Source organism: Novosphingobium sp. SG720 (assembly GCF_012275365.1).
GTDB lineage: Bacteria > Pseudomonadota > Alphaproteobacteria > Sphingomonadales > Sphingomonadaceae > Novosphingobium > Novosphingobium rhizosphaerae.
The window spans coordinates 189,443-208,384 of record NZ_JAAZQN010000004.1 but is presented as its reverse complement, the minus strand read 5'-3'; the positions used below and the strand labels follow the sequence as shown (position 1 = coordinate 208,384).

Annotated in this window: 18 protein-coding genes and 2 pseudogenes; 11 read left to right on the top strand and 9 right to left on the bottom strand. The window is 65.6% G+C overall.

The window, feature by feature from the left end; all coding sequences use genetic code 11:
- Nucleotides 1-170 precede the first annotated feature (170 nt).
- Nucleotides 171-578: pseudogene (locus tag FHW94_RS15640) on the bottom strand (S1/P1 nuclease); the annotation flags it as partial.
- 12 nt (nucleotides 579-590) lie between these two features.
- Nucleotides 591-752, bottom strand: coding sequence for a hypothetical protein (locus FHW94_RS15635; protein ID WP_168556767.1), 162 nt, complete (start codon nucleotides 750-752; stop codon nucleotides 591-593).
- 31 nt (nucleotides 753-783) lie between these two features.
- On the opposite strand from FHW94_RS15635, the gene FHW94_RS15630 reads away from it, so the two are divergent.
- From FHW94_RS15630 to FHW94_RS23320, 3 genes and pseudogenes are all read left to right on the top strand, one after another.
- Complete coding sequence (locus tag FHW94_RS15630) at nucleotides 784-927, top strand: hypothetical protein (protein WP_168556766.1); 144 nt, start codon at nucleotides 784-786, stop codon at nucleotides 925-927.
- 542 nt (nucleotides 928-1,469) lie between these two features.
- Nucleotides 1,470-1,631, top strand: a pseudogene (locus FHW94_RS23325) (transposase family protein); the annotation flags it as partial.
- 696 nt (nucleotides 1,632-2,327) lie between these two features.
- A complete protein-coding gene (locus FHW94_RS23320; protein WP_246866172.1) occupies nucleotides 2,328-2,441 on the top strand; it encodes an Arm DNA-binding domain-containing protein in 114 nt (37 codons plus the stop codon).
- 121 nt (nucleotides 2,442-2,562) lie between these two features.
- Here FHW94_RS23320 and FHW94_RS15620 read toward each other — a convergent pair whose 3' ends face one another.
- Both FHW94_RS15620 and FHW94_RS15615 read right to left on the bottom strand, forming a co-directional pair.
- Entirely contained in the window at nucleotides 2,563-3,039 is a 477-nt protein-coding gene (locus FHW94_RS15620) for a nuclear transport factor 2 family protein (RefSeq protein ID WP_168556764.1), read from the bottom strand.
- Between the two features lie 13 nt (nucleotides 3,040-3,052).
- Nucleotides 3,053-3,913, bottom strand: coding sequence for a serine hydrolase domain-containing protein (locus FHW94_RS15615; protein WP_349237529.1), 861 nt, complete (start codon nucleotides 3,911-3,913; stop codon nucleotides 3,053-3,055).
- 755 nt (nucleotides 3,914-4,668) lie between these two features.
- Between FHW94_RS15615 and FHW94_RS15605 the strand changes: the two genes are divergently transcribed.
- The 5 genes from FHW94_RS15605 to FHW94_RS15585 all read left to right on the top strand — a co-directional run bounded on the left by FHW94_RS15605 (nucleotide 4,669) and on the right by FHW94_RS15585 (nucleotide 10,697).
- Complete coding sequence (locus FHW94_RS15605) at nucleotides 4,669-5,940, top strand: response regulator (RefSeq protein WP_168556763.1); 1,272 nt, start codon at nucleotides 4,669-4,671, stop codon at nucleotides 5,938-5,940.
- A complete protein-coding gene (locus tag FHW94_RS15600; protein ID WP_168556762.1) occupies nucleotides 5,930-7,081 on the top strand; it encodes a HAMP domain-containing sensor histidine kinase in 1,152 nt (383 codons plus the stop codon). Before FHW94_RS15605 ends, FHW94_RS15600 begins: the two co-directional genes overlap by 11 nt.
- Before the next feature lie 171 nt (nucleotides 7,082-7,252).
- A complete protein-coding gene (locus tag FHW94_RS15595) occupies nucleotides 7,253-8,764 on the top strand; it encodes a tryptophan halogenase family protein (RefSeq protein ID WP_168556761.1) in 1,512 nt (503 codons plus the stop codon).
- Nucleotides 8,761-10,146, top strand: coding sequence for a putative 2OG-Fe(II) oxygenase (locus FHW94_RS15590; RefSeq protein WP_168556760.1), 1,386 nt, complete (start codon nucleotides 8,761-8,763; stop codon nucleotides 10,144-10,146). Before FHW94_RS15595 ends, FHW94_RS15590 begins: the two co-directional genes overlap by 4 nt.
- A gap of 86 nt (nucleotides 10,147-10,232) precedes the next feature.
- Nucleotides 10,233-10,697 carry a GNAT family N-acetyltransferase gene (locus FHW94_RS15585; RefSeq protein WP_168556759.1) on the top strand — a complete coding sequence of 155 codons (465 nt, stop codon included), beginning with the start codon at nucleotides 10,233-10,235 and terminating at the stop codon, nucleotides 10,695-10,697.
- Between the two features lie 35 nt (nucleotides 10,698-10,732).
- Here FHW94_RS15585 and FHW94_RS15580 read toward each other — a convergent pair whose 3' ends face one another.
- From FHW94_RS15580 to aspS, 5 genes are all read right to left on the bottom strand, one after another.
- Nucleotides 10,733-11,257 (bottom strand): 2'-5' RNA ligase family protein, encoded by a 525-nt coding sequence (locus tag FHW94_RS15580; protein ID WP_168556758.1) that lies wholly within the window; start codon nucleotides 11,255-11,257, stop codon nucleotides 10,733-10,735.
- A gap of 120 nt (nucleotides 11,258-11,377) precedes the next feature.
- On the bottom strand, nucleotides 11,378-12,361 hold the full coding sequence (mltG, locus tag FHW94_RS15575) for an endolytic transglycosylase MltG (RefSeq protein ID WP_168556757.1): 984 nt from the start codon (nucleotides 12,359-12,361) through the stop codon (nucleotides 11,378-11,380).
- A 59-nt stretch (nucleotides 12,362-12,420) separates the two neighbouring features.
- Complete coding sequence (gene fabF, locus FHW94_RS15570; RefSeq protein WP_168556756.1) at nucleotides 12,421-13,677, bottom strand: beta-ketoacyl-ACP synthase II; 1,257 nt, start codon at nucleotides 13,675-13,677, stop codon at nucleotides 12,421-12,423.
- A gap of 138 nt (nucleotides 13,678-13,815) precedes the next feature.
- Nucleotides 13,816-14,052 carry an acyl carrier protein gene (locus FHW94_RS15565; protein WP_028657713.1) on the bottom strand — a complete coding sequence of 79 codons (237 nt, stop codon included), beginning with the start codon at nucleotides 14,050-14,052 and terminating at the stop codon, nucleotides 13,816-13,818.
- Between the two features lie 140 nt (nucleotides 14,053-14,192).
- Nucleotides 14,193-15,974, bottom strand: coding sequence for an aspartate--tRNA ligase (gene aspS / locus FHW94_RS15560; protein WP_168556755.1), 1,782 nt, complete (start codon nucleotides 15,972-15,974; stop codon nucleotides 14,193-14,195).
- A gap of 184 nt (nucleotides 15,975-16,158) precedes the next feature.
- On the opposite strand from aspS, the gene rnd reads away from it, so the two are divergent.
- Genes rnd through FHW94_RS15545 form a run of 3 tightly spaced genes read left to right on the top strand, consistent with a single transcriptional unit; the run spans nucleotide 16,159 to nucleotide 18,886 of the window.
- Entirely contained in the window at nucleotides 16,159-17,391 is a 1,233-nt protein-coding gene (gene rnd / locus FHW94_RS15555; protein WP_168556754.1) for a ribonuclease D, read from the top strand.
- Nucleotides 17,388-18,284, top strand: a complete 897-nt coding sequence (locus tag FHW94_RS15550; protein WP_168556753.1) for a hydrogen peroxide-inducible genes activator — start codon at nucleotides 17,388-17,390, stop codon at nucleotides 18,282-18,284. Before rnd ends, FHW94_RS15550 begins: the two co-directional genes overlap by 4 nt.
- Nucleotides 18,281-18,886, top strand: coding sequence for a YitT family protein (locus FHW94_RS15545; RefSeq protein ID WP_168556752.1), 606 nt, complete (start codon nucleotides 18,281-18,283; stop codon nucleotides 18,884-18,886). Before FHW94_RS15550 ends, FHW94_RS15545 begins: the two co-directional genes overlap by 4 nt.
- Nucleotides 18,887-18,942: the final 56 nt, after the last annotated feature.

The window sequence follows — 18,942 nt, the reverse complement described above, 5'->3', positions numbered from 1 at the left end:
AAGGATCATCCTTTCGCGCCCGCATGGGCAATGAGCGCCAACATCCCATGCGCGAGGCGCCAACCAGCCTTTGCCAATTGCTCAGCCGCAACGCGCGATTGGGCGTCATAGCCGGCCGGAAGCGTGATCGGCGCGCGCGTGTCGTCGCAACTGGGCGGAAACTGCACGGCTTACACAACCTGCTCGGCGAGGCCGAACGATTCGCTCGCCCAATGTTCGGGCGTGCCTGTTGACCAGGCGGGCATCTCCTGCCGCGTGATCCGCTTGCTCAGTTGCTTGGCCAGGGCTACGCAGTTGCCATCCCTATCGTGGTTGTCCGACGCATGCAGGGGCTGGTGCAAATCGCACACAATATGCAGCACGAACTTGAGCGCCAGCAGGCGCGCTTGCGGACGGGTGGCGGGCGCGGCCCGTCCGCAGGAGAACTTCTCGAGCTTTGCCACGATGCATGCTGTGGCCGGGCCGGCAATGGCCGGCGCGTCGCTGGGCGGTCTTTCGGGGCACACCTTGGTAACTTGACCGTAGTCGAGCTCGATTTCGGCGAAGTGGCCGTTCTCGGTATCCTTGTGCTCGCGGCGCCAAGCATCCGCCTAAGTGGCGCGCGCGGCCATATACAGGGCGGTCAACGTGTCCTCGTCGATGGCAAGGATCGCATCGACGCAGCGTCGCGCCTCTGGCTTGAGATACTGGCGCGCGATCAGCACGACGACCTGGTGTGATGTTGGGCGGAATGACCAGTGCGGCTGATCCATGCCATCCTGCCGCATCGAGAATGACCACGGCATGGGCACCTGGCGCGACGTGAAAGGCGATTTGCTCGAGATGCATCGTCATCGTGTCGCTATTGCAGGCTGGCATGACGATTTCGGCAGCCTTGCCCCCGGCGGGCAGATCGCACTGAAGATCCAGGCTGAGGATCGGCGCTGATCCCTCGGTAAAGGTCGAGTGTCGTGCTTCGCCCGGTGCCGGATCAACTTGGTCTGCTGGCCGATCCGCACCTCGTCTTGCCACCACAACTCTACGAGCGCTCCTTCAGGAAGGTGGTGAGTGATGCTTGCTAGACGGGTGGCAAAGCTTTATTAAAATTAGCGAAATCGCCAGTCTTTTGGCGATTGTGGCGCGGGCGCCGACAGCTTGCAGTAGCCCAGAGCGCGCATCTCCTGGCTCAGCGATCGCGGGGAATTCGACAAGCCGAACTCGTCCCGCACCGATTGTGGACCTGCGTGCAAAAGGCCCCCGTTAGTGGGGTGATCGGCGTCTAAAATTGGGTCTGACTCAAATTCCGTGCAAATTTGACATTTCCGCGCTGTGTCCGGCCCACTCCACCGGGGTTCAGCAAGGAGTGAACGTCGATGGCCTCGAAAGCATGGGACAGTAGCCTGCGGCTACCAGGCCTGATCTTGGAAAGCCGAACTGTGATCGACGGGATTGTCGAGATGTCGGGCCGATTGGCGGCGGAGGGGGCGAACTGCCCGGACTGCGCGACGCCCTCGAAGTCGCTCCACAGCCGATACGACCGCAGGCTGCCGGATTTGCCAGTCAGCGGCAGCACCGTCAGGCTGCGGCTGTCGGTTCGACGGTTTCGTTGTCTGCACACGCCTTGCTCACGGCGCACATTCAGCGAGCCGCTGGCTCCGCCTGTTGGCCGCCGATATGGCCGCAGGGTGGAGCGTTGCGACGCGCTGGTGTGCGCGGTGGCGGCGGCTTTGGGAAACCAGATCTAGGCGGCGTGCCGCCATAATTAGATGACATCTACATTGCGACGGTCCCGGGCAACGAATCGCCACCTATCCGAGTCCGTGGCAGTCCAATCGCAGCCGATGATTCCCGGGTTCAAATTGGGGGATTACATGAAATGGCGTTTTCACTAAAGAGCTGATTACGCTAGTTTAATTTCTTCCTGTTGGATTCCCGCTACCGCAGGCAAAAACGGGCATGAAATACACTACTCAGGACTCGAACTTGTGCCCGAATTATCAAAAATTCTTTTGGGGGCCCTGCGAGGGGGCATCCCAATTTTGGGTGCCGAAAATTAATTTTAAAATTATGGTGTTACACCTCTCTTGTGAGTCCTGTAAGCGCACCAGGGGTTTCTTTCCAAAACGTCTCAACGCGTTGATTTGGCTAGATTTTCGGTCGATTTTATCTTCCGGATGTTCTAGCTTTACACCGGGATTCTCGCCACTTTTCATACCAAGTGGGGGCATTCCTGGGAGAAATGGGAGCCTAGCAAAAGGCTTTGCCCGAAATTTTCAGCTTCAAACTTCCCCTACCGCAAGCCCGACGAAAAAGGCCTCCATCTTGAGGCCCGGCCCTCAGGCACGAAGATGTGGTACTTCAAACATCGCCTTCACGGCGTCGAGAAGCGCCTGTCGCTGGGCCAATGGCCGGACGTTGGGCTGAAAGCGGCCGCGCCCGGCCTGACAAGGCGGGCGATCTGATTCGTGATGGCAGGGATGTGGGATGCCCTCGACCATTCGAACGCCCCACCCTTTGGAGGTGTCGTTTCGCCGCCTCTCATGGCGCGTTCGGGCAAAGGCAATCTTGCCCGCCGGCAGGTCGCTACTGACCTGCCGCGTCTTGCTGCTCTGCCGGTGTCGCGGCACGGTGGCCGTAGCTGAGCACGCTGGTGATCCGCCAGGCGCCGTCCTGCTTTGCCCAGACCATCACGAACTTGGCGATACCCTCGCACCGTCCTGTCGCCAGTTCGCAGAAGCGGTGTTCGCCTTCCTCGATCGCGCCAAAGTCCTTGATCGGATAGACGCGGAACGTTGTCGGGATCAGTTCGCGCTTCACCTTCCCGCAGATGTACTTGCGGACGCCATCGACCATCGCGTCACGCTCGAACGTAGCGCCGCCGGTGTCATGATAGAAGGCAACCTTGGGGTCGAAATAGCCGGAGAAGGTCGGCAGGTCGCAGCGGTTGTAAGCATCGAACACCTTGGCATCGAGCGCGCCAATCTCCGTCGTCAGCGGATCGTTCATCGGCGGGGCTGGCGTGGCGGGCAACGCGGCGGCGAGGACGATGGCGGTCATCATGCGCTTGGTCCTTTCAGTTCATCTGGCCGCGCAAGAAGGCGATCAGTTGGGGATCACTGTTGGTGCCTTCGAGGATGGGCAGGATGACCCGCCATCCGTTGTCGCTGTTGGTCAGGATGACGATCCCGTCGCCGCTGGCGCGATTGATGGCGGCGAAGGTGAAAGCCCCGGCGTCCTTGCCGGTGTGCAGCATCGTCGTCCCGCCGGGAAAGCCGAGGAGCTGCCAGCCCAGGCCAAACCCGGTCCAGGGCGGACAACTGGTCGCTTTGGCTCCGGCACATGTCCCGGGGGTCAGATCGGCCTGCGACCGGCGGCGTTCTGCGGCAACGGAGGGGGCCAACCCACGGTCGTTCCGCACTGCGATGAGGAAGCGAGCATAATCGCGCGCCGTCGCGTGCGCCAGGTCTGCGGCATTGTAGTGCGTGACCGGCCCGAAGGGCAGCGGCTTGCCCGCCTCGTCATAGGGAACGGCGAGTGGCATCGTCGCGCCCTGCGCGGACACATAGCCCGAAGCCCGCATGCCGGCCGGGGCGAAGAGCCAGCGTCCCGCAAGCGCCACGAACGATTTCCCGGTGCGATGCTCGGCATAACGCGCGGCGTATTGATACCCCTCGCCCGAATAGCCCGTTGTCGTGCCGGGATCATGCTCGAAGGCCAGCCCCTGCGCGTCGCGCCAGTTGGGCAATCCGGTGCGATGGCTCAACGCCATGCGAACGGTGAGCTTCAGACGCCGGGGGTCGTGCGACAGGTCCGGATCGCTCCAATAGCGATCCATCGGCGCATCGAGCGCCAGCTGGCCAGCCGATACCAGCCGCAGCACGACCTCGGCCGTCAGCGGCTTCGTCAGCGATGCGAGATTGTAAGGCGTGGACACCCTGGCCGCACGGTTGGGGCCAGCCACGCCCCAGGCGCTTGCGCTGATAATCGGCCTCTTCCTGATAGCTTTTGACGCCTTCGTCGGAAACGAAGCCCTGATCGTGCAATTGCTGGCGGATCGACAGATCGCGGCGCGCCTTGAGCAGGTCGTAGTTGGCCGATGCGGTTTGCGCCGCCCGATCCAGACGACTGCGTTCGAGGGACAATTCGTCACCGGTCAAGGTGCCGAGCTGGCTGGCGATCTCCGCCTCGCGGGTGAGAACGTCCAGCTTGAGCGTGGGATTGACCAGCGTGGCCAGCGGCTGGCCCGCATTCACCCAGGCGCCGTCCTGCACCAACAGCTTTTCCACCTGCCCGCCCGACAGGGTATCGACCAGCGTGGTGACCTTCGGAGCGACCGACGCACGGATCGGCAGATAGTCTTCGAACGGCGCCCGCGCGACAGGGCCCGTCTCGATCGTGGCTGCCGCAATGTCGGTCGATCCGGCCGCGGGCAGCAATCGCCAGGCGAGCCCTGCCGCCAGCACGATGGCCACGCCGCCGGCCACCCAGCGCCAGCGGCGGCCAAGGCGGGGCCGCGTGATGCGGCGATCCATGCCCGCGCCATGGTTGCGCGGTGATTCGAGAGATGCTCCGTTGCTCATGCGGACAGTATCGCAAAGTCTGGAGATTTGGACTAATTCACTGCTTATAAACAATAAATCAGGTTTGTCTGGACAAGCGCGTTTGCGATATCGCACACACTGTCCGGAAATGGACACTTCCCTACGCCCGTCAACCGCTCCCCGCGTTCTGCTGATCGACGACGATCGCGATGTGCACCAGGCCGTATCCGTCCTCTTTGGCAGGGCCGGTATCGATCTGGTCAGCGCCATGCAGCCGGAAGAGGCCTATTCGGCGCTGGAACTGGCGCCGGCCGATGCCATCCTGCTGGATCTCAATTTCACGCGCGGCCGCACCCATGGCGAGGAGGGCTTTGCCGCGCTGGCCCGGCTCCTAGGGGATGATCCGGATGCAGCGGTAGTAGTGATCACCGGGCACAGCGGCATTCGCATCGCCGTGGCCGCGATGCAGGCCGGGGCGATCGATTTCGTCATGAAACCCTGGCGCAACGAGGAACTGCTCGAACGCGTGCGCGCCGCGATCGCGCATCGCCATCGACGTCGGGAAATCGCGGCACTGCGGCAGCATGATGGCGCACTGGCCGATCCGCCGCGCCTGCTGGGCGCCAGCGAGGCGATGGAACGGGTGCGCGATCTGATCCGGCGGGTCGGGCCGACGACCGCCAATGTGCTGATCCTTGGCCCGGCCGGTTCGGGCCGTAGCCTGGCCAGCCGGGCGATCCATCATGCATCGGCGCGCGCAGCGGGCGAACTGGTGACTCTCGACGCGCGCGCCGCGGCCGACGTGCACGACGATGTCGCCGGCGCCGATATCGTGCGCGCGGCAGGTGGCACGCTGCTGCTGCGCCATGTCGATCGGCTGAACGAGGTGGCGCAGGGGCGCCTGCTTGCCCGCCTGCCCGGCGATGTCCGCATCATCGCCACGGCGCAGACGGCCGAGCCGTTGTTGCCGGCACTGCGGGCCAGGGTCGGTACGGTAGACATCGCACTGCCCCCGCTGGCGCGGCGTGGCGGCGATGCGCTGCTGCTCGCCCGCCACTTTGCCCGCGCGGCCGAACGCCGCCATGGCCGGCCGGTGCTGGGCTTTACACCCGAAGCAGAGGCGGCAATCGCCGTGGCCCACTGGAGCGATGACGTGCGCGGGCTGGCCCAGGCGGTGGAGCGCGCAGTGGTGCTGGGCGATGGCGGCCTGATCGGCGAGGCGGATCTGGGCCTTGGTCAACCCCTTGCCGAAAAGCCGGCCGACGCGCCGGTTGCTTCCAGCCTCAGCCTGGAAGAGAGCGAGCGCACGCTGGTTGCTGCCGCGCTCAAGCGGCACGGGTTCAATGTCAGCCGTGCCGCCGATGAATTGGGCTTGAGCCGCGCCGCGCTCTATCGCCGGATGGCCAAGCATGGGCTTTAGCAGCGTCAAAACCGCGCTTCCGGCGCAAGTGCTGCTGTTCGGCTGCGGCGCTGCCACCGTGGCGGCCTGGAATGGCGGCTTTTACGCCTGCTTCGTGCTGGTGCTGCTGCTGGGCTTCTGGCTGGCAACGCTATCCCTGCTGCGGGCCATCCCGCCGCGCCCGCTGCCCGAACGGCAGGTGGCGCGTGCCGATGGCGATGCAGATCGCGCAGTCTTGCGCGCGGTGCTGGACCAAGCGCCCACGCCCCTGTTGAGCGTGGAGCGCAGCGGCCGCGTCCGCGCGCTCAACCGGGCGGCGCGCACGGTGTTCGGCATCCCAGATGTGCTGGTCGATGTCCCCGATGCCTTGCGCCACAGCGCGCCGCGCCTGCGCTATGCCGGGCGGGCTTATCGCGTCGACCGGATCGAGGCGCATGACGCGGGCGCTGCGCGCACCATCCTGGCACTGATCGACATCGAAAGCGAAGAGCGCATTGCCGAGGCACGGGCCACGCGCGAACTGCTCGAAGTGTTGAGCCACGAGGTGATGAACGCGCTGACCCCGATTGCCTCGCTCGCCGAAAGTGCGCTGGCGACATTGGATGATGCGCCGCCGCCGGTTGGGCTCCTGCGCGACATGATCGGTACCTTGTCCCGCCGTGCCGACGGGCTGCTGCATTTTACCCAGGCCTATCGCCAGTTGGCCCGGCTTCCCGAACCGTCGCTGGCGCCCACCGCGCTCGACCTGCTGTTCGACGATCTGCGCCGCATGTTTGCCGCGCGCTGGGCGGGCCGCGTCACCTTGCTGGCGGATGCCCCGCCAGACGGGATGGTGGTGGTGGACCGCGACCAGATCGGCCAGGCACTGTGGGCCTTGCTCCAAAACGGCGCGGAGGCAGCGCTGGACGGGGCAAGCGCGCCGCAAGTCTACCTTTCCGCGCGGCTGGACGATCGCGTGTCGCTGCGCGTGGCAGACAATGGGGCGGGCGTGGCGGATGAGGCGCGCTCGCGGATATTCCATCCGTTCTACACGACCAAGACGGAAGGCAGCGGCGTCGGCCTCAGCCTCGCACGACAGATCGCCCGTGCCCATGGCGGCGATTTGTGCCTGATGCCCGGCAAGGGCGCGGTGTTCGAACTGTCGCTTCCTAGCCACCTCTAGCACGCGTTCGCCAACGGCATTGCCGGCCGATCAAGGGCGAGCACGATGACCTTCATCGGTCGGGTAGCCACGGCGGTAGAACTGCGTGCGGCGCCTCCCTGCACGAAAGCGAGCTTTGCGCGACCTGCAATTGATTGTAGGATCAGCACGCCCAGGGAGGGGACAAAGACAATGGATGATCGCAAGATCCGCAAGGTGTTGATTGTCGGCGGTGGTTCTGCCGGTTGGATGACCGCCGCGATGCTTTCGCACGCGCTCACGCGCGATTGCGCGATCACGCTGGTGGAAAGCGAGGAAATCGGCACGATCGGGGTGGGCGAGGCGACCATTCCGCCGATCCGCATGTTCAACCAGACCCTGGGCATCGACGAGCGCGAATTCCTGGCGCGCACCAAGGGCAGTTTCAAGCTGGGGATCGAATTCGTTGGCTGGGGCGCGGAAAACTCGCGTTATTTCCATCCTTTTGGCCCCTATGGCCGCAATTTCGACATGGTGCCGATGCACCAATACTGGCTGCGCGCGCAGGCCGAGGGCGAGACCGCGCCGCTCGACGAGCATGCCATGGCCTGGCACCTGGCGCGCGCGAGCCGCTTTGCCCACCCCTCCCCCGATCCGCGCAACGTGATGAGCACGTTCGATTATGCCTATCACTTCGACGCCGGGCTCTATGCCCGCTTCCTGCGCGAGCGGGCAGAGGCGGCCGGCGTCACGCGGGTGGAAGGCAAGATTGCCGATGTGGCGCTCGATGGGCAGACCGGCTTTGTCGAGGCCGTGACGCTGGAAGACGGGCGACGGGTGGAGGCGGAACTGTTCATCGATTGCTCGGGCTTTCGCGGGCTGTTGATCGAAGGCGCGCTCAAGACCGGCTACGATGACTGGTCGCACTGGCTGCCCTGCGACCGTGCCGTGGCGATGCCCTGCGCGCATCCCGCTACAGACCCCAATCCCGCGCCCTACACGCGATCGACCGCGCGCGCGGCAGGGTGGCAGTGGCGCATTCCGCTGCAACACCGCATCGGCAACGGCTATGTCTTTTGCAGCGCGTTCCTGGACGAGGACCGCGCGGCGCAGTACCTGGCGGCGAACCTGGACGGCAAGGCGCTGGGCGATCCGCGCGCGGTGCGGTTCCAGGCCGGGCGGCGCAAGCAGCACTGGAACCGCAACGTGATTGCCGTGGGGCTGTCCTCCGGCTTTCTCGAACCCTTGGAATCGACCTCGATCCATCTGATCCAGGCCAATATTTCCAAGATCCTGGCGCTGTTTCCCGACAAGGACTTCGATCCGGCCACGCGCGATGAATTCAATCGCATCGCCCATGGCGAGATGGAGCGCATCCGCGATTTCATCATCCTGCATTACAAGCTGACGCAGCGGCAGGATGCGGAGCTGTGGCGCCATGTCGCGGCGATGGACATTCCCGATACCCTGGCCTTGAAAATCGAGCATTTCCGCCGCCATGGCCGGCTGATCGCGCGTGAGCTGGACCTGTTTGCCCCGCCATCGTGGCTGGCGGTGCACATCGGCCAGAACAACCTGCCCAAGGGCCACGATCCGCTGCTCGACTATCGCACGGCCGATGGCCGCGCCTGGCTGGCCAAGCTGCGCGGGGCGATGGCGAGCGAGGCGGCGCGTGTGCCGCTGCATGGCGCGGTCCTAGCGCAATTGACGCCGCAGGCAGCATGAGCGCGGGCGCGCAGGCCTGGCTAGACCGGGCCCGCGCCCTGCGCGCACGGCAGGACATGGTGGGCGCCGAAGCGGCCCTGGCCCAGGCGCACATGCTGGCGAAAGGCGACATGCAGATCGCCTTTCTGCATGCGCAGGCGCGCTACGAACTGGGGCACCGCGCCGCGCACCTCTTTGCCCACGTATGCCGGCAATGGCCCGATCATCTCGATGCGCAACGCAACCACGCCCTGGCCCTGGCGAGCGAGGGCCAGGTGCCTGCCGCCCTGGCCGCGCTGGAAGCCGCGCTGGCCCGCCGCCCCACCTGGGCCGAGGGGCACCGCGTGCTGGGCTCGCTGCGCTGGGTGAGCGGGGACACCCAGGGCTTTGACGCCAGCTTTGCCCGCGCCGCCCGCGCGCATCCTGCCCATGCGCCGCTGTGGCTGGGTTGGTTTGCCGCCGTGGCCCAAGTGCGCGACTGGCCGCGCGCCACTGAGATCCTGAATGAAGCAGAGCGGCGTCTGGGCGCCCAGCCCGCCCTGGCCCAGGCGCGGGTGTTCCTGGCCGGCGAAAGCGGCGACGCGGCGCTGATGGCCCGCATTCTGGCCCAAGGCAACCTGGCGGCGAGCCCGCTGGTAACCATCGCGCGCATCCGCCAGGCCCTGCGCGAGGGCGCGCCCGATGCCGCGCTGGCGCTCGCACTCCCGCTGACGCAGCAGGCGCCCGGCTCCCCCGTTGCGGGACAAGCCTGGCCCTATGTTTCCACCTGCTGGCGCCAGCTGGGCGATCCACGCGCGGACTGGCTGGACGGCGACCCGGCGTTCGTGCGCAGCGTGGACGTGGGGCTTTCCACCGTGGAGTTGGGCGAACTCGCTGATCTGCTGCGCGGGTTGCACCAGGCGCAATTGCCCTATCCCGAACAATCGGTGCGCGGCGGCACGCAGACAGACCGCAGCGTGCTGCTGCGCCATGAACCGCTGCTGGTGCGCACGCGCGAGGCGCTGATGGCGGCGACGCGCGATTACGTGGCCGCCCTGCCCCCACCCGATCCCGCGCACCCGCTGCTGTCCCGCCCGCGCGAGGCCTTGCGCATCAGCGGCAGTTGGTCGGTGCGCCTGCACGGAAAGGGTTTCAACGTCACCCATGCACATCCGCTGGGCTGGATCAGCAGCGCATTTTACTTGGCGCTGCCCGATCCTGCGGCCAACGCCGCACCCGATGCCGGCCACTTTCACTATGGAGCGCCGCCAGAAGAACTTGGGCTGGGCCTGGCGCCTTACGGCACGATTGCGCCGGCGGTGGGGCAACTCGTCCTGTTCCCCTCCACGCTGTGGCACGGCACCGTCCCGTTCGACGCGGGCGAGCGGCTCAACATTGCCTTCGATGTGGTGCCGGGCATGTAATTGACGCGCCGCGCGGGAGCAGATTTCATCCCGGGCAGACCGCCTGGCCCTATTGCAACCACAATTGTGTTCGAGAAAATCGTTCCATGACAACCATCAGGCACGCCCAGTTCCCGGCCGACACTGCTGTGGTGCTGGATATCTGGCGAGAGTATGTCGCCAGTCCCACTGTCAGCCTCGACTATCAGGGAAACGAGGCGGAGTTTGCGAACCTGCCCGGCAAGTATGCGGCGCCGGAAGGATGTGTGCTGCTGGCGGATCGCAACGACGCGATAGACGGGTGTATCGCATATCGGGGGGTCGGTGCCGAAATTTGCGAGATGAAACGACTGTATGTCCGTCCCCGCGCACGCGGTCAGGATCTCGGCCGAAAGCTGGTGGACCGATTGATCGACGAAGCCCGCACCGCCGGCTATCTTGAAATGAGGCTGGACGTGTTGGCGGAGTTCGCGTCCGCGCGCCAGTTATACGAAACCTTCGGCTTCGTTCCGGCGGAACCCGTATCGTACAACCCGATCCCCGGCACGGCCTTTCTTGGCCTGCGCTTATAACCTATCGATCCCAATCCCAGGCTAATCCCGTCCCGCTACCGCCCGCGAAAGGTCCATTGGGCTTGGGTTTGCCAGGTGCCGCCACCCTCGGGGAGACGTTGCAGGCTGTGCAGGTCAAGGCCGGCGAAGGCGAAGGGCTCGCCCTGGAACCGCCCCGCCAGCGCCGCCTGGAGTGCACGCACCTTACGGCGGGGGACCTTGTTCTGGATGGTCACGTGGAAACGCGGCGTGCCTTGGTCGGCCAGACCCAGCAGCCCATGCAGCGCCGTGGCAAGATCGGCGTGCACGGCTTCAAGCGCCGGACTGTGGACCGCCACAGCCGTGCCGGTGCCCAGGTCCACCACCCCGGCGAGTTGGGCCGCCGGCGGCCGTGTCATGGCGCAAAGCCGCGCGACCAGGCGGTGCACTTCCCCCAGGGACGAGGGCGGCAGGGCGTGGAACAGGGTGACATGGGCAGGCACGTGGTTGCGCTCGGGCGGGTAGTGCGCGCGGCGTAGGCCCTGCATCTGGCCGAAAAGCGCGGCGGGGAGCCGGGCGGTGAGGACCAGAGGCCCGCTCACCCGATGCACCCTGCCGCGCGGGAGAAATCGGAACAGCCGGAACGAGGCGCAAGCGCTTCACGCGGCAAATCCGTAAAACTCCTTATGGCGTGATACCGGGTTGCCGACGGCAAGACCAGCTTACAGATCGCCACGCGCGCGGCGGATGGCAAACCACTTGGCGACGTTGGCATTGTGCTGCTCCAGCGTATCGGCAAACACGTGGCCGCCGGTGCCATCGGCGACCATGAACAGCGCCTCGGTCTTGGCCGGGTGCAGCACCGCCTCGATCGAGGCGCGGCCCGGATTGGTGATCGGCCCCTTGGGCAGGCCGGTCATCGCATAGGTGTTGTAGTCGTTGACCGCCTGGATTTCCGACTGGCGGATGCGGCGGCCCAGCGGCTTGCCGCGCGTGATCGGATAGATGATCGTGGGATCGGCCTGAAGCAGCATGCCCTTGCGCAGGCGGTTGGAATAGAGGCCCGCCACCATCCGGCGCTCGGTGGGCTTGCCGGTTTCCTTTTCCACGATGGAGGCCAGGATCAGCGCCTCTTGCGGGGTCTTGGCCACGGTATCCGGGCTCCGCTGCGCCCACAATTCGGCCAGGGTCTTGGTCATCGCCGCCTGCATCCGCGCCAGTACCGCCTTGCGCGGCTCGCCCCGCCGGATTTCATAGCTGTCGGGCAGGACGGTGCCTTCCTCGGGCACGTCCACCGCACCGGTCAGCAGCGGCTGCGCCATCAGGCGTTCCTGCACCATGATCGCCGGCATGCCTTCGGGCACGGTCACCAGGCGGCGGAGCGTGCCCTGCTCGCCCTGCAGGATCTTCAGGATCGTCGATCCGCTGGCATGGGCGGGCAGGCTGAATTCGCCGGCCTTGATCGGTGCCTTGTCGCCCAGCAGGCGCGCCCGCGCGCGGAACGTGGTGGCCGAGGCCACCGCGCCTTCGGCTTCCAGCTTGTCGGCAATCGAGCCCACGCTGGCGCCATCGGGCACGACGAACGCGGCGTCCTTGGCCAGCGGGCCGGGTCCATACCAGCCCCACAGGAAATGCGTGCCCCAGGCCGCCGCCAGGAGCAGCACGCCCAGGATGACCAGCCGGACCTTACCGATACGGGCAATCATGGGCGCGCGCTTCCTTGGTTTGCGGCTTTGAGGTCTGCGACGGCGTTTGGCCTTGCGGCTCAAACTGCCTTCATGATCAGGCTGGCGTTGGTGCCGCCAAACCCGAACGAGTTGTTGAGCACGGCGCGCACGGTGCGCTTCTTGGCCACGTGCGGCACCAGGTCGACGCCGTCGGTTCCCTCGTCGGGATTGTCGAGGTTGAGCGTGGGGGGCACGATCTGGTCGCGGATGGCCAGGATGCAGAAGATCGCTTCCACCGCGCCCGCGCCGCCCAGCAGGTGGCCGATGGCCGACTTGGTGCTGCTCATCGACGCGCCCGACAGGTCATCGCCCAGCACGCGCTTGACCGCGGCGAGTTCGATCGTGTCGGCCATGGTCGACGTGCCGTGGGCGTTGACATAGTCGATGTCGCCCGCTTCCATCCCGGCCTTGCGCAGCGCCATGCGCATGGCGAGTTCGGCGCCCTTGCCTTCGGGGTGCGGGGCGGTGACGTGATAGGCGTCGCCCGACAGGCCGTAGCCGACCACTTCGGCATAGATCTTGGCGCCGCGCGCCTTGGCGTGCTCGTACTCTTCCAGCACGACAACGCCAGCGCCCTCGCCCATCACGAAGCCGTCGCGATCCTTGTCATAAGGGCGGCTGGCCTGTTCGGGGCGGTCGTTGTAGCTGCAATTGAGCGCGCGCGCCTGGGCAAAGCCGGCCACGCCCAGCGGGTTGATCGTGCTTTCTGCGCCGCCCGCCAGCATCACGTCGGCATCGCCATCCTTGATCATCCGCGCGGCATCGCCAATCGAGTGGGCGCCGGTGGAGCAGGCGGTGACGACCGCGTGGTTGGGGCCCATCAGGCCATACTTGATCGAGACCTGGCCCGAGATCAGGTTGATCAGGCGGCCATGGACGAAGTGGGGGGAAACGCGGCCCGGGCCCTTTTCGTGCAGGACGATCGATTCGCTTTCGATCCCCGGCAGCCCGCCGATGCCCGAACCGATCGAGCAGCCGGTGCGCGTCTTGAGATCGTCATCCATGTCCACCAGGCCGGCGTCTTCCAGCGCCTGGCCCGCGGCATCGATGCCATAGACGATGAACGGATCGACCTGGCGCTGAATCTTGTGGTCGACTCGCTTGCTCGCGTCGAATCCATAAGGATGGTCGGCCGGCTTCACTTCGCAGGCGATCTGGCACTTCTGGTTGCTGGCGTCGAACCGGGTAATCGGCCCGGCGCCAGACTTGCCGGCAAGCAGATTCGCCCAAACGGTTTCCACGTCCGCGCCCAGCGGGGTGACAAGGCCGAGGCCGGTTACGACGACACGACGCATTCTATTCTCCGCAAAATCACAAACGAACAGGCCCAGCCCCGCAGACATGGGGGCTGAGCCTGCCGAATTCCTCCCCTTTTGCCAATACCTTGTGCCGTTTCAGGCAAAGGCGGTGGCGCTCATGGGGAAGCGGGGCGATCAGCCCTTGTTTTCGTCGATGTACTTGATCGCGTCCGAAACGGTCGAGATCTTCTCGGCCGCGTCGTCGGGGATTTCCACACCGAATTCTTCTTCAAAGGCCATGACCAGCTCGACGATGTCGAGCGAGTCAGCGCCGAGATCGTCGATGAAGCTGGCGTCTTCGGTGACCTTGTCGGCCTCGACGCCGAGGTGCTCGACAACGATCTTCTTAACGCGGTCGGCGGTATCGCTCATTATATGCCCCTTCGCAGGAAACAGGTTGGTGGTCGCGGGTCAGGCATCGCCCTAATAGGCTGTTGAACCGCTGGCAAGAGGCGCCCGCATCGTGCCCTCTCAAGCGTGGGACACGAGCGCCGGTCGGAAGGCGCTGCCGATCAGACCTTGGGCTGTTCGACAACACGAATATTGAGTTCCCGCAACTGCTTGGGTTCGGCCGGCGAAGGCGCACCCATCAGCAGGTCTTCGGCCCGCTGGTTCATCGGGAACAGCGTGATCTCGCGCAGGTTCTGCGCGCCGCACAGCAGCATGACGATGCGATCCACCCCGGCCGCCATCCCGCCGTGGGGCGGCGCGCCATACTGGAACGCGCGGTAGAGACCGCCAAAGCGCTCTTCCACGTCGGCCTTGGTCAGGCCGACGATCTCGAACGCCTTGACCATGGTTTCGGGCGACTGGTTGCGGATCGAACCCGAAGCGATTTCATAGCCGTTGCACACCAGGTCGTACTGGAAGGCCTTGATCGTCAACGGATCCTGGTTCGTCAGCGCGTCCATCCCGCCCTGCGGCATGGAGAACGGGTTGTGGCTGAATTCCACCTTCTTGTTGTCTTCATCCCATTCATAGAACGGGAAATCGACGATCCAGCACAGCTTGTAGGTGCCTTCTTCCACCAGGCCGAGCTGGGCGGCCACGCGGTTGCGCGCCAGGCCCGCCAGCTTGGCGGCCTGGTCGGCCTTGCCCGCGGCAAAGAACAGCCCGTCGTTTTCGCCAAGGCCCAGCTCGGCATAGAGCGCGGCCATGCCTTCGGCCCCATGATTCTTGGCGATCGGCCCGCCGAACTCGCCGCCCTTGCGGGTGACATAGCCCAGGCCAGCATGGCCTTCGGCGCGCGCCCAGTCGTTCATCTCGTCGAAGAACTTGCGGCTCTTGTCCGCCGTGCCCGGCGCGGGAATCGCACGGACCACGCCGCCGCCGCCCACGATCTTCTCGAACAGGCCAAAGCCCGAAGCGGTGAAGTGGTGCGAAACGTCGGTGATGATCAGCGGGTTGCGCAGGTCCGGCTTGTCCGAACCATACTTGAGGATCGCCTCATCATAAGGAATGCGCGGGAACTGGCCCACGGGCGTCACCGGCTTGCCGTCGGCAAAGGCTTCGAACACGCCGCCGATCACCGGCTCCATCGTTTCCCAGACTTCTTCCTGGGTCACGAAGCTCATTTCCAGGTCGAGCTGGTAGAACTCGCCCGGCAGGCGGTCGGCGCGCGGGTCTTCATCGCGGAAGCACGGCGCGATCTGGAAATAGCGGTCGAAACCCGCCACCATCAGCAGCTGCTTGTACTGCTGCGGCGCCTGGGGCAGCGCATAGAACTTGCCGGCGTGGATGCGGCTCGGCACCAGGAAGTCGCGCGCGCCTTCCGGGCTGGAGGCAGTGAGGATCGGGGTGGAATATTCGGTGAAACCGGCCCCTTCCATGCGGCGGCGCATGTCGGAAATGATCTTCGTGCGCGTGACGATGTTGGCGTGCAGCGTCTCGCGGCGCAGATCGAGGAAGCGATAGCGCAGGCGGATGTCTTCGGGATATTCCTGCTCCCCGGCCACCGGCATGGGCAGTTCTTCCGCCGCCGAAAGCACGGTGGCGGCCTTGGCGAAGACTTCGATGGCGCCGGTTGCCAGGTTGGCATTCACGGTCGCTTCGTTGCGCGCCTTGACCACGCCTTCGATGGTGACGACGCTTTCCACGCGCACGCCTTCGAGCAGCGGCAGCGCGGCGCTGTCGCTATCGGCCACGATCTGGGTGATCCCGTAGTGATCGCGCAAGTCCACGAACAGCACGCCACCATGGTCGCGCTTGCGATGCACCCAGCCCGAGAGGCGAACGTTTTCGCCGACATGCTCGCGCGAGAGGGCGCCGCAGGTGTGGGAACGGTAAGGATGCATCGAAACTCTTTCCAATCGGTCTGCAATAAGGCAGGTGAGACAGGCTTAATGTCTGGCGCGGCCAAGAGGCGATGGCCGCGCTTTTGTCAAGCCGCCGCTCCCGGACGGGGGCACCACCGGCCCCAGGCCGCCCCAAGGTGTTGCGGCACCTGAACGGCGGAATCGGGCCATACAGAAAAGAACGATGAAGATACATCCGCTGATTACCACGACCGCCGCGCTTGCCGAACTGTGCGAGCGGCTGGCCAAGTCAGACTTCGTCACGGTCGACACCGAGTTCATGCGCGAGAACACCTATTGGCCGGAATTGTGCCTGGTGCAGATCGCCAACGAGGAGGAAGCGGCCGCGATCGACCCGCTGGCGCCGGGGATCGACCTTTCCCCGCTGCTCGACCTGTTGGTGGACAACGAAGACGTGCTCAAGGTCTTCCATGCCGGCGGCCAGGACGTTGAAATCATTTATAATCTTTCGGGCCGCACGCCGCACCCGATCTTCGATACGCAGATTGCGATGATGGCCCTCTCGCAAAGCGAGCAGATCGGCTACTCCAACCTCGTCGAAGCCTGGCTGGGCCTGTCGATCGACAAGGGCGCGCGCTTCACCGACTGGTCGCGCCGCCCGCTGACCGAGCGGCAGATCGAATATGCCATCGGCGACGTCACGCACCTGTCGAAAATCTTCCCCAGGATGCTCAAGCGCCTGATCAAGACAGGGCGCGGCGAGTGGCTGGACATCGAGATGGAAAAGCTGGCCGACCCCGAAAACTATCGCAACGACCCGGGCAAGGTGTGGGAAAAGATCCGCCCGCCCAGCCGCAACCCCGCCGTGCTCGGCCGCCTGCGCGCGATCGCCGCCTGGCGCGAGGCCGAGGCGATGGACAAGAACATCCCGCGCGGCCGCATCATGCGCGACGAAACCCTGGCCGACATCGCCAGCCACCCGCCGCGCGAACAGCATGACCTGGCCAAAGTGCGCGGCCTGTCCACCGGATGGAAGGATAACGACATCGGACGCCGCCTCATGCAGACCCTGGCCGATGCCAAGCCCCTGACCGAAGCGGAAATGCCGCCGCGCGCACCGCGCGGTGCGCCGCTGGGCAAGGAAGGCGCGCTGGTGGCCGATCTGCTCAAGCTGCTGCTCAAGATCCGCAGCCGCGAGATCGACGTGGCCTCGCGCCTGCTCGCCCGCAGCGACGATCTGGAAGCGCTCGCTGCCGGGCAGCGCAAGGGCTTGGCCCTGCTGGAAAGCTGGCGCTACGAACAGTTCGGCCGCGATGCGCTGGAACTGGTCGAAGGGCGACTGGCCTTTGCCGTGGTCAACGGCAAGCTCAAGATGGCGCATATCGACCAGATCGGCAACAATGGCGGGGCCGCTCCGGCGGCGGGCACGGCACCCGAGGAGCCGACCGGGGAATGAGCACTTACCTGCCCACCCTCAAGCAATTGCAATACCTGGTGGCGCTGCACGAACACGGCCACTTCGGCAAGGCAGCCGATTCGTGCTTCGTCTCGCAGTCCACGCTTTCGGCGGGCCTGCGCGAACTCGAATCGCTCTTGGGCGTCACTCTGGTGGAGCGCACGCGCCGCGTCGTGCGCTTCACCCCGCTGGGCAACCAGGTGGTGGCCAAGGCGCATCGCCTGCTGCGCGAAGCCGAAGAACTGTCCGAACTCGTCCAGTCGCACGGCGTGCCGCTGGCCGGCGAACTGCGGATGAGCGTGATCCCCACGATCGCGCCGTTCCTGCTGCCGCGCCTGTTGCCCCGCCTGCGCCGCGATCGCCCGCAATTGAAGCTGTTCCTGCGCGAGGAGCCCAGCGCCGCCGCGATCGAATCGCTGCACCATGGCCGCGCCGATTGCGTGCTGCTGGCCCTGCCCTTTGCCACCGGCGAAGTGGACGTGGCCCCGCTGTTCAAGGACCGGCTCTATGTCGCCTTCCCGCAGGATGATCCGCGCGATCCGCCCGAATCGATTCCCCCGTCGCTGATCGACGAGAATCGCCTGCTGCTGCTGGAAGACGGGCACTGCCTGAAAGAGCATGCCCTGGCGGCCTGCAACCGGCCCGAACTGCGCGCCAGCGCCACGATGATCGGCACCAGCCTGCACACCCTGGTGCAGATGGTGGACAATGGCCTTGGGCTGACCATGCTGCCGGAAATGGCGGTGGAAGCCGGCATCCTGCACGACACCCACATCGTCGCGCGGCCGCTGCAATCCGATCACGCCTATCGCGAGATCGCGCTGGTCTGGCGCAAGAACTCTCCCCGTGCCGAGGAATTCAAGCTCCTGGCCGAGGAACTGCGCGCGCCATGAAAGTCCAGCGCCACAACGCGCTGGAAGATCTCTACGGCGTTGCCACGGGCTGCCTGTTGCTGGCCCTGGGGCTGCACCTGCTGCACCAGGCGCGGCTGATCACCGGGGGCATGGCGGGGCTGGCGCTGCTGCTGTCATACCTCGCGCCGCTTTCACCCGGTACGCTGTTTGCCGTGCTCAACCTGCCGATCTTCCTGCTCTTCTGGCGCAGCCAGGGCACGCCCTACACGCTGCGCAGCCTGGTCGCGACGCTGGCCATCACCGGCATGGTGACGCTGGTGGCCAAGGGCCTGGTGCTCACTTCGGCCAGCCCCGCCGCCGCCGCGGTGATCGGCGGCACGGTGATGGGCATGGGCCTCCTCGCCGTAACGCGCCACGGCACCGCCGTGGGCGGATCGAGCGTGATCGCCCGCTGGCTCAGCCGCAAGAAGGGCTGGAACTTCGGCCGCCTGCTGATGATCACCGACGCCACGATCATTGCGATTTCGGCGCTCGTGCTTGGCCCCGAACGCGCGATCTGGTCGCTGGTGAGTGCCACCTGCGCCAACCTGATGGTGATGACCTGGCACCGCCCGGACCGCTATCTGGCGGAGAGTTTGTGAGAGACCATCGGGCGCGATGAAGTAGCGGGACCCCGGATCAAGTCCGGGGTGACGGT

Excerpts from the sequence above, each read along its gene's own strand:
- FHW94_RS15635 (WP_168556767.1), bottom strand. The coding sequence starts at position 752 with ATGGATCAGCCGCACTGGTCATTCCGCCCAACATCACACCAGGTCGTC.
- FHW94_RS15630 (WP_168556766.1), top strand. The coding sequence starts at position 784 with ATGGGCACCTGGCGCGACGTGAAAGGCGATTTGCTCGAGATGCATCGT.
- FHW94_RS23320 (WP_246866172.1), top strand. The coding sequence starts at position 2,328 with ATGTGGTACTTCAAACATCGCCTTCACGGCGTCGAGAAGCGCCTGTCG.
- FHW94_RS15620 (WP_168556764.1), bottom strand. The coding sequence starts at position 3,039 with ATGATGACCGCCATCGTCCTCGCCGCCGCGTTGCCCGCCACGCCAGCC.
- FHW94_RS15605 (WP_168556763.1), top strand. The coding sequence starts at position 4,669 with ATGGACACTTCCCTACGCCCGTCAACCGCTCCCCGCGTTCTGCTGATC.
- FHW94_RS15600 (WP_168556762.1), top strand. The coding sequence starts at position 5,930 with ATGGGCTTTAGCAGCGTCAAAACCGCGCTTCCGGCGCAAGTGCTGCTG.
- FHW94_RS15595 (WP_168556761.1), top strand. The coding sequence starts at position 7,253 with ATGGATGATCGCAAGATCCGCAAGGTGTTGATTGTCGGCGGTGGTTCT.
- FHW94_RS15590 (WP_168556760.1), top strand. The coding sequence starts at position 8,761 with ATGAGCGCGGGCGCGCAGGCCTGGCTAGACCGGGCCCGCGCCCTGCGC.
- FHW94_RS15585 (WP_168556759.1), top strand. The coding sequence starts at position 10,233 with ATGACAACCATCAGGCACGCCCAGTTCCCGGCCGACACTGCTGTGGTG.
- mltG (WP_168556757.1), bottom strand. The coding sequence starts at position 12,361 with ATGATTGCCCGTATCGGTAAGGTCCGGCTGGTCATCCTGGGCGTGCTG.
- fabF (WP_168556756.1), bottom strand. The coding sequence starts at position 13,677 with ATGCGTCGTGTCGTCGTAACCGGCCTCGGCCTTGTCACCCCGCTGGGC.
- FHW94_RS15565 (WP_028657713.1), bottom strand. The coding sequence starts at position 14,052 with ATGAGCGATACCGCCGACCGCGTTAAGAAGATCGTTGTCGAGCACCTC.
- aspS (WP_168556755.1), bottom strand. The coding sequence starts at position 15,974 with ATGCATCCTTACCGTTCCCACACCTGCGGCGCCCTCTCGCGCGAGCAT.
- rnd (WP_168556754.1), top strand. The coding sequence starts at position 16,159 with ATGAAGATACATCCGCTGATTACCACGACCGCCGCGCTTGCCGAACTG.
- FHW94_RS15550 (WP_168556753.1), top strand. The coding sequence starts at position 17,388 with ATGAGCACTTACCTGCCCACCCTCAAGCAATTGCAATACCTGGTGGCG.
- FHW94_RS15545 (WP_168556752.1), top strand. The coding sequence starts at position 18,281 with ATGAAAGTCCAGCGCCACAACGCGCTGGAAGATCTCTACGGCGTTGCC.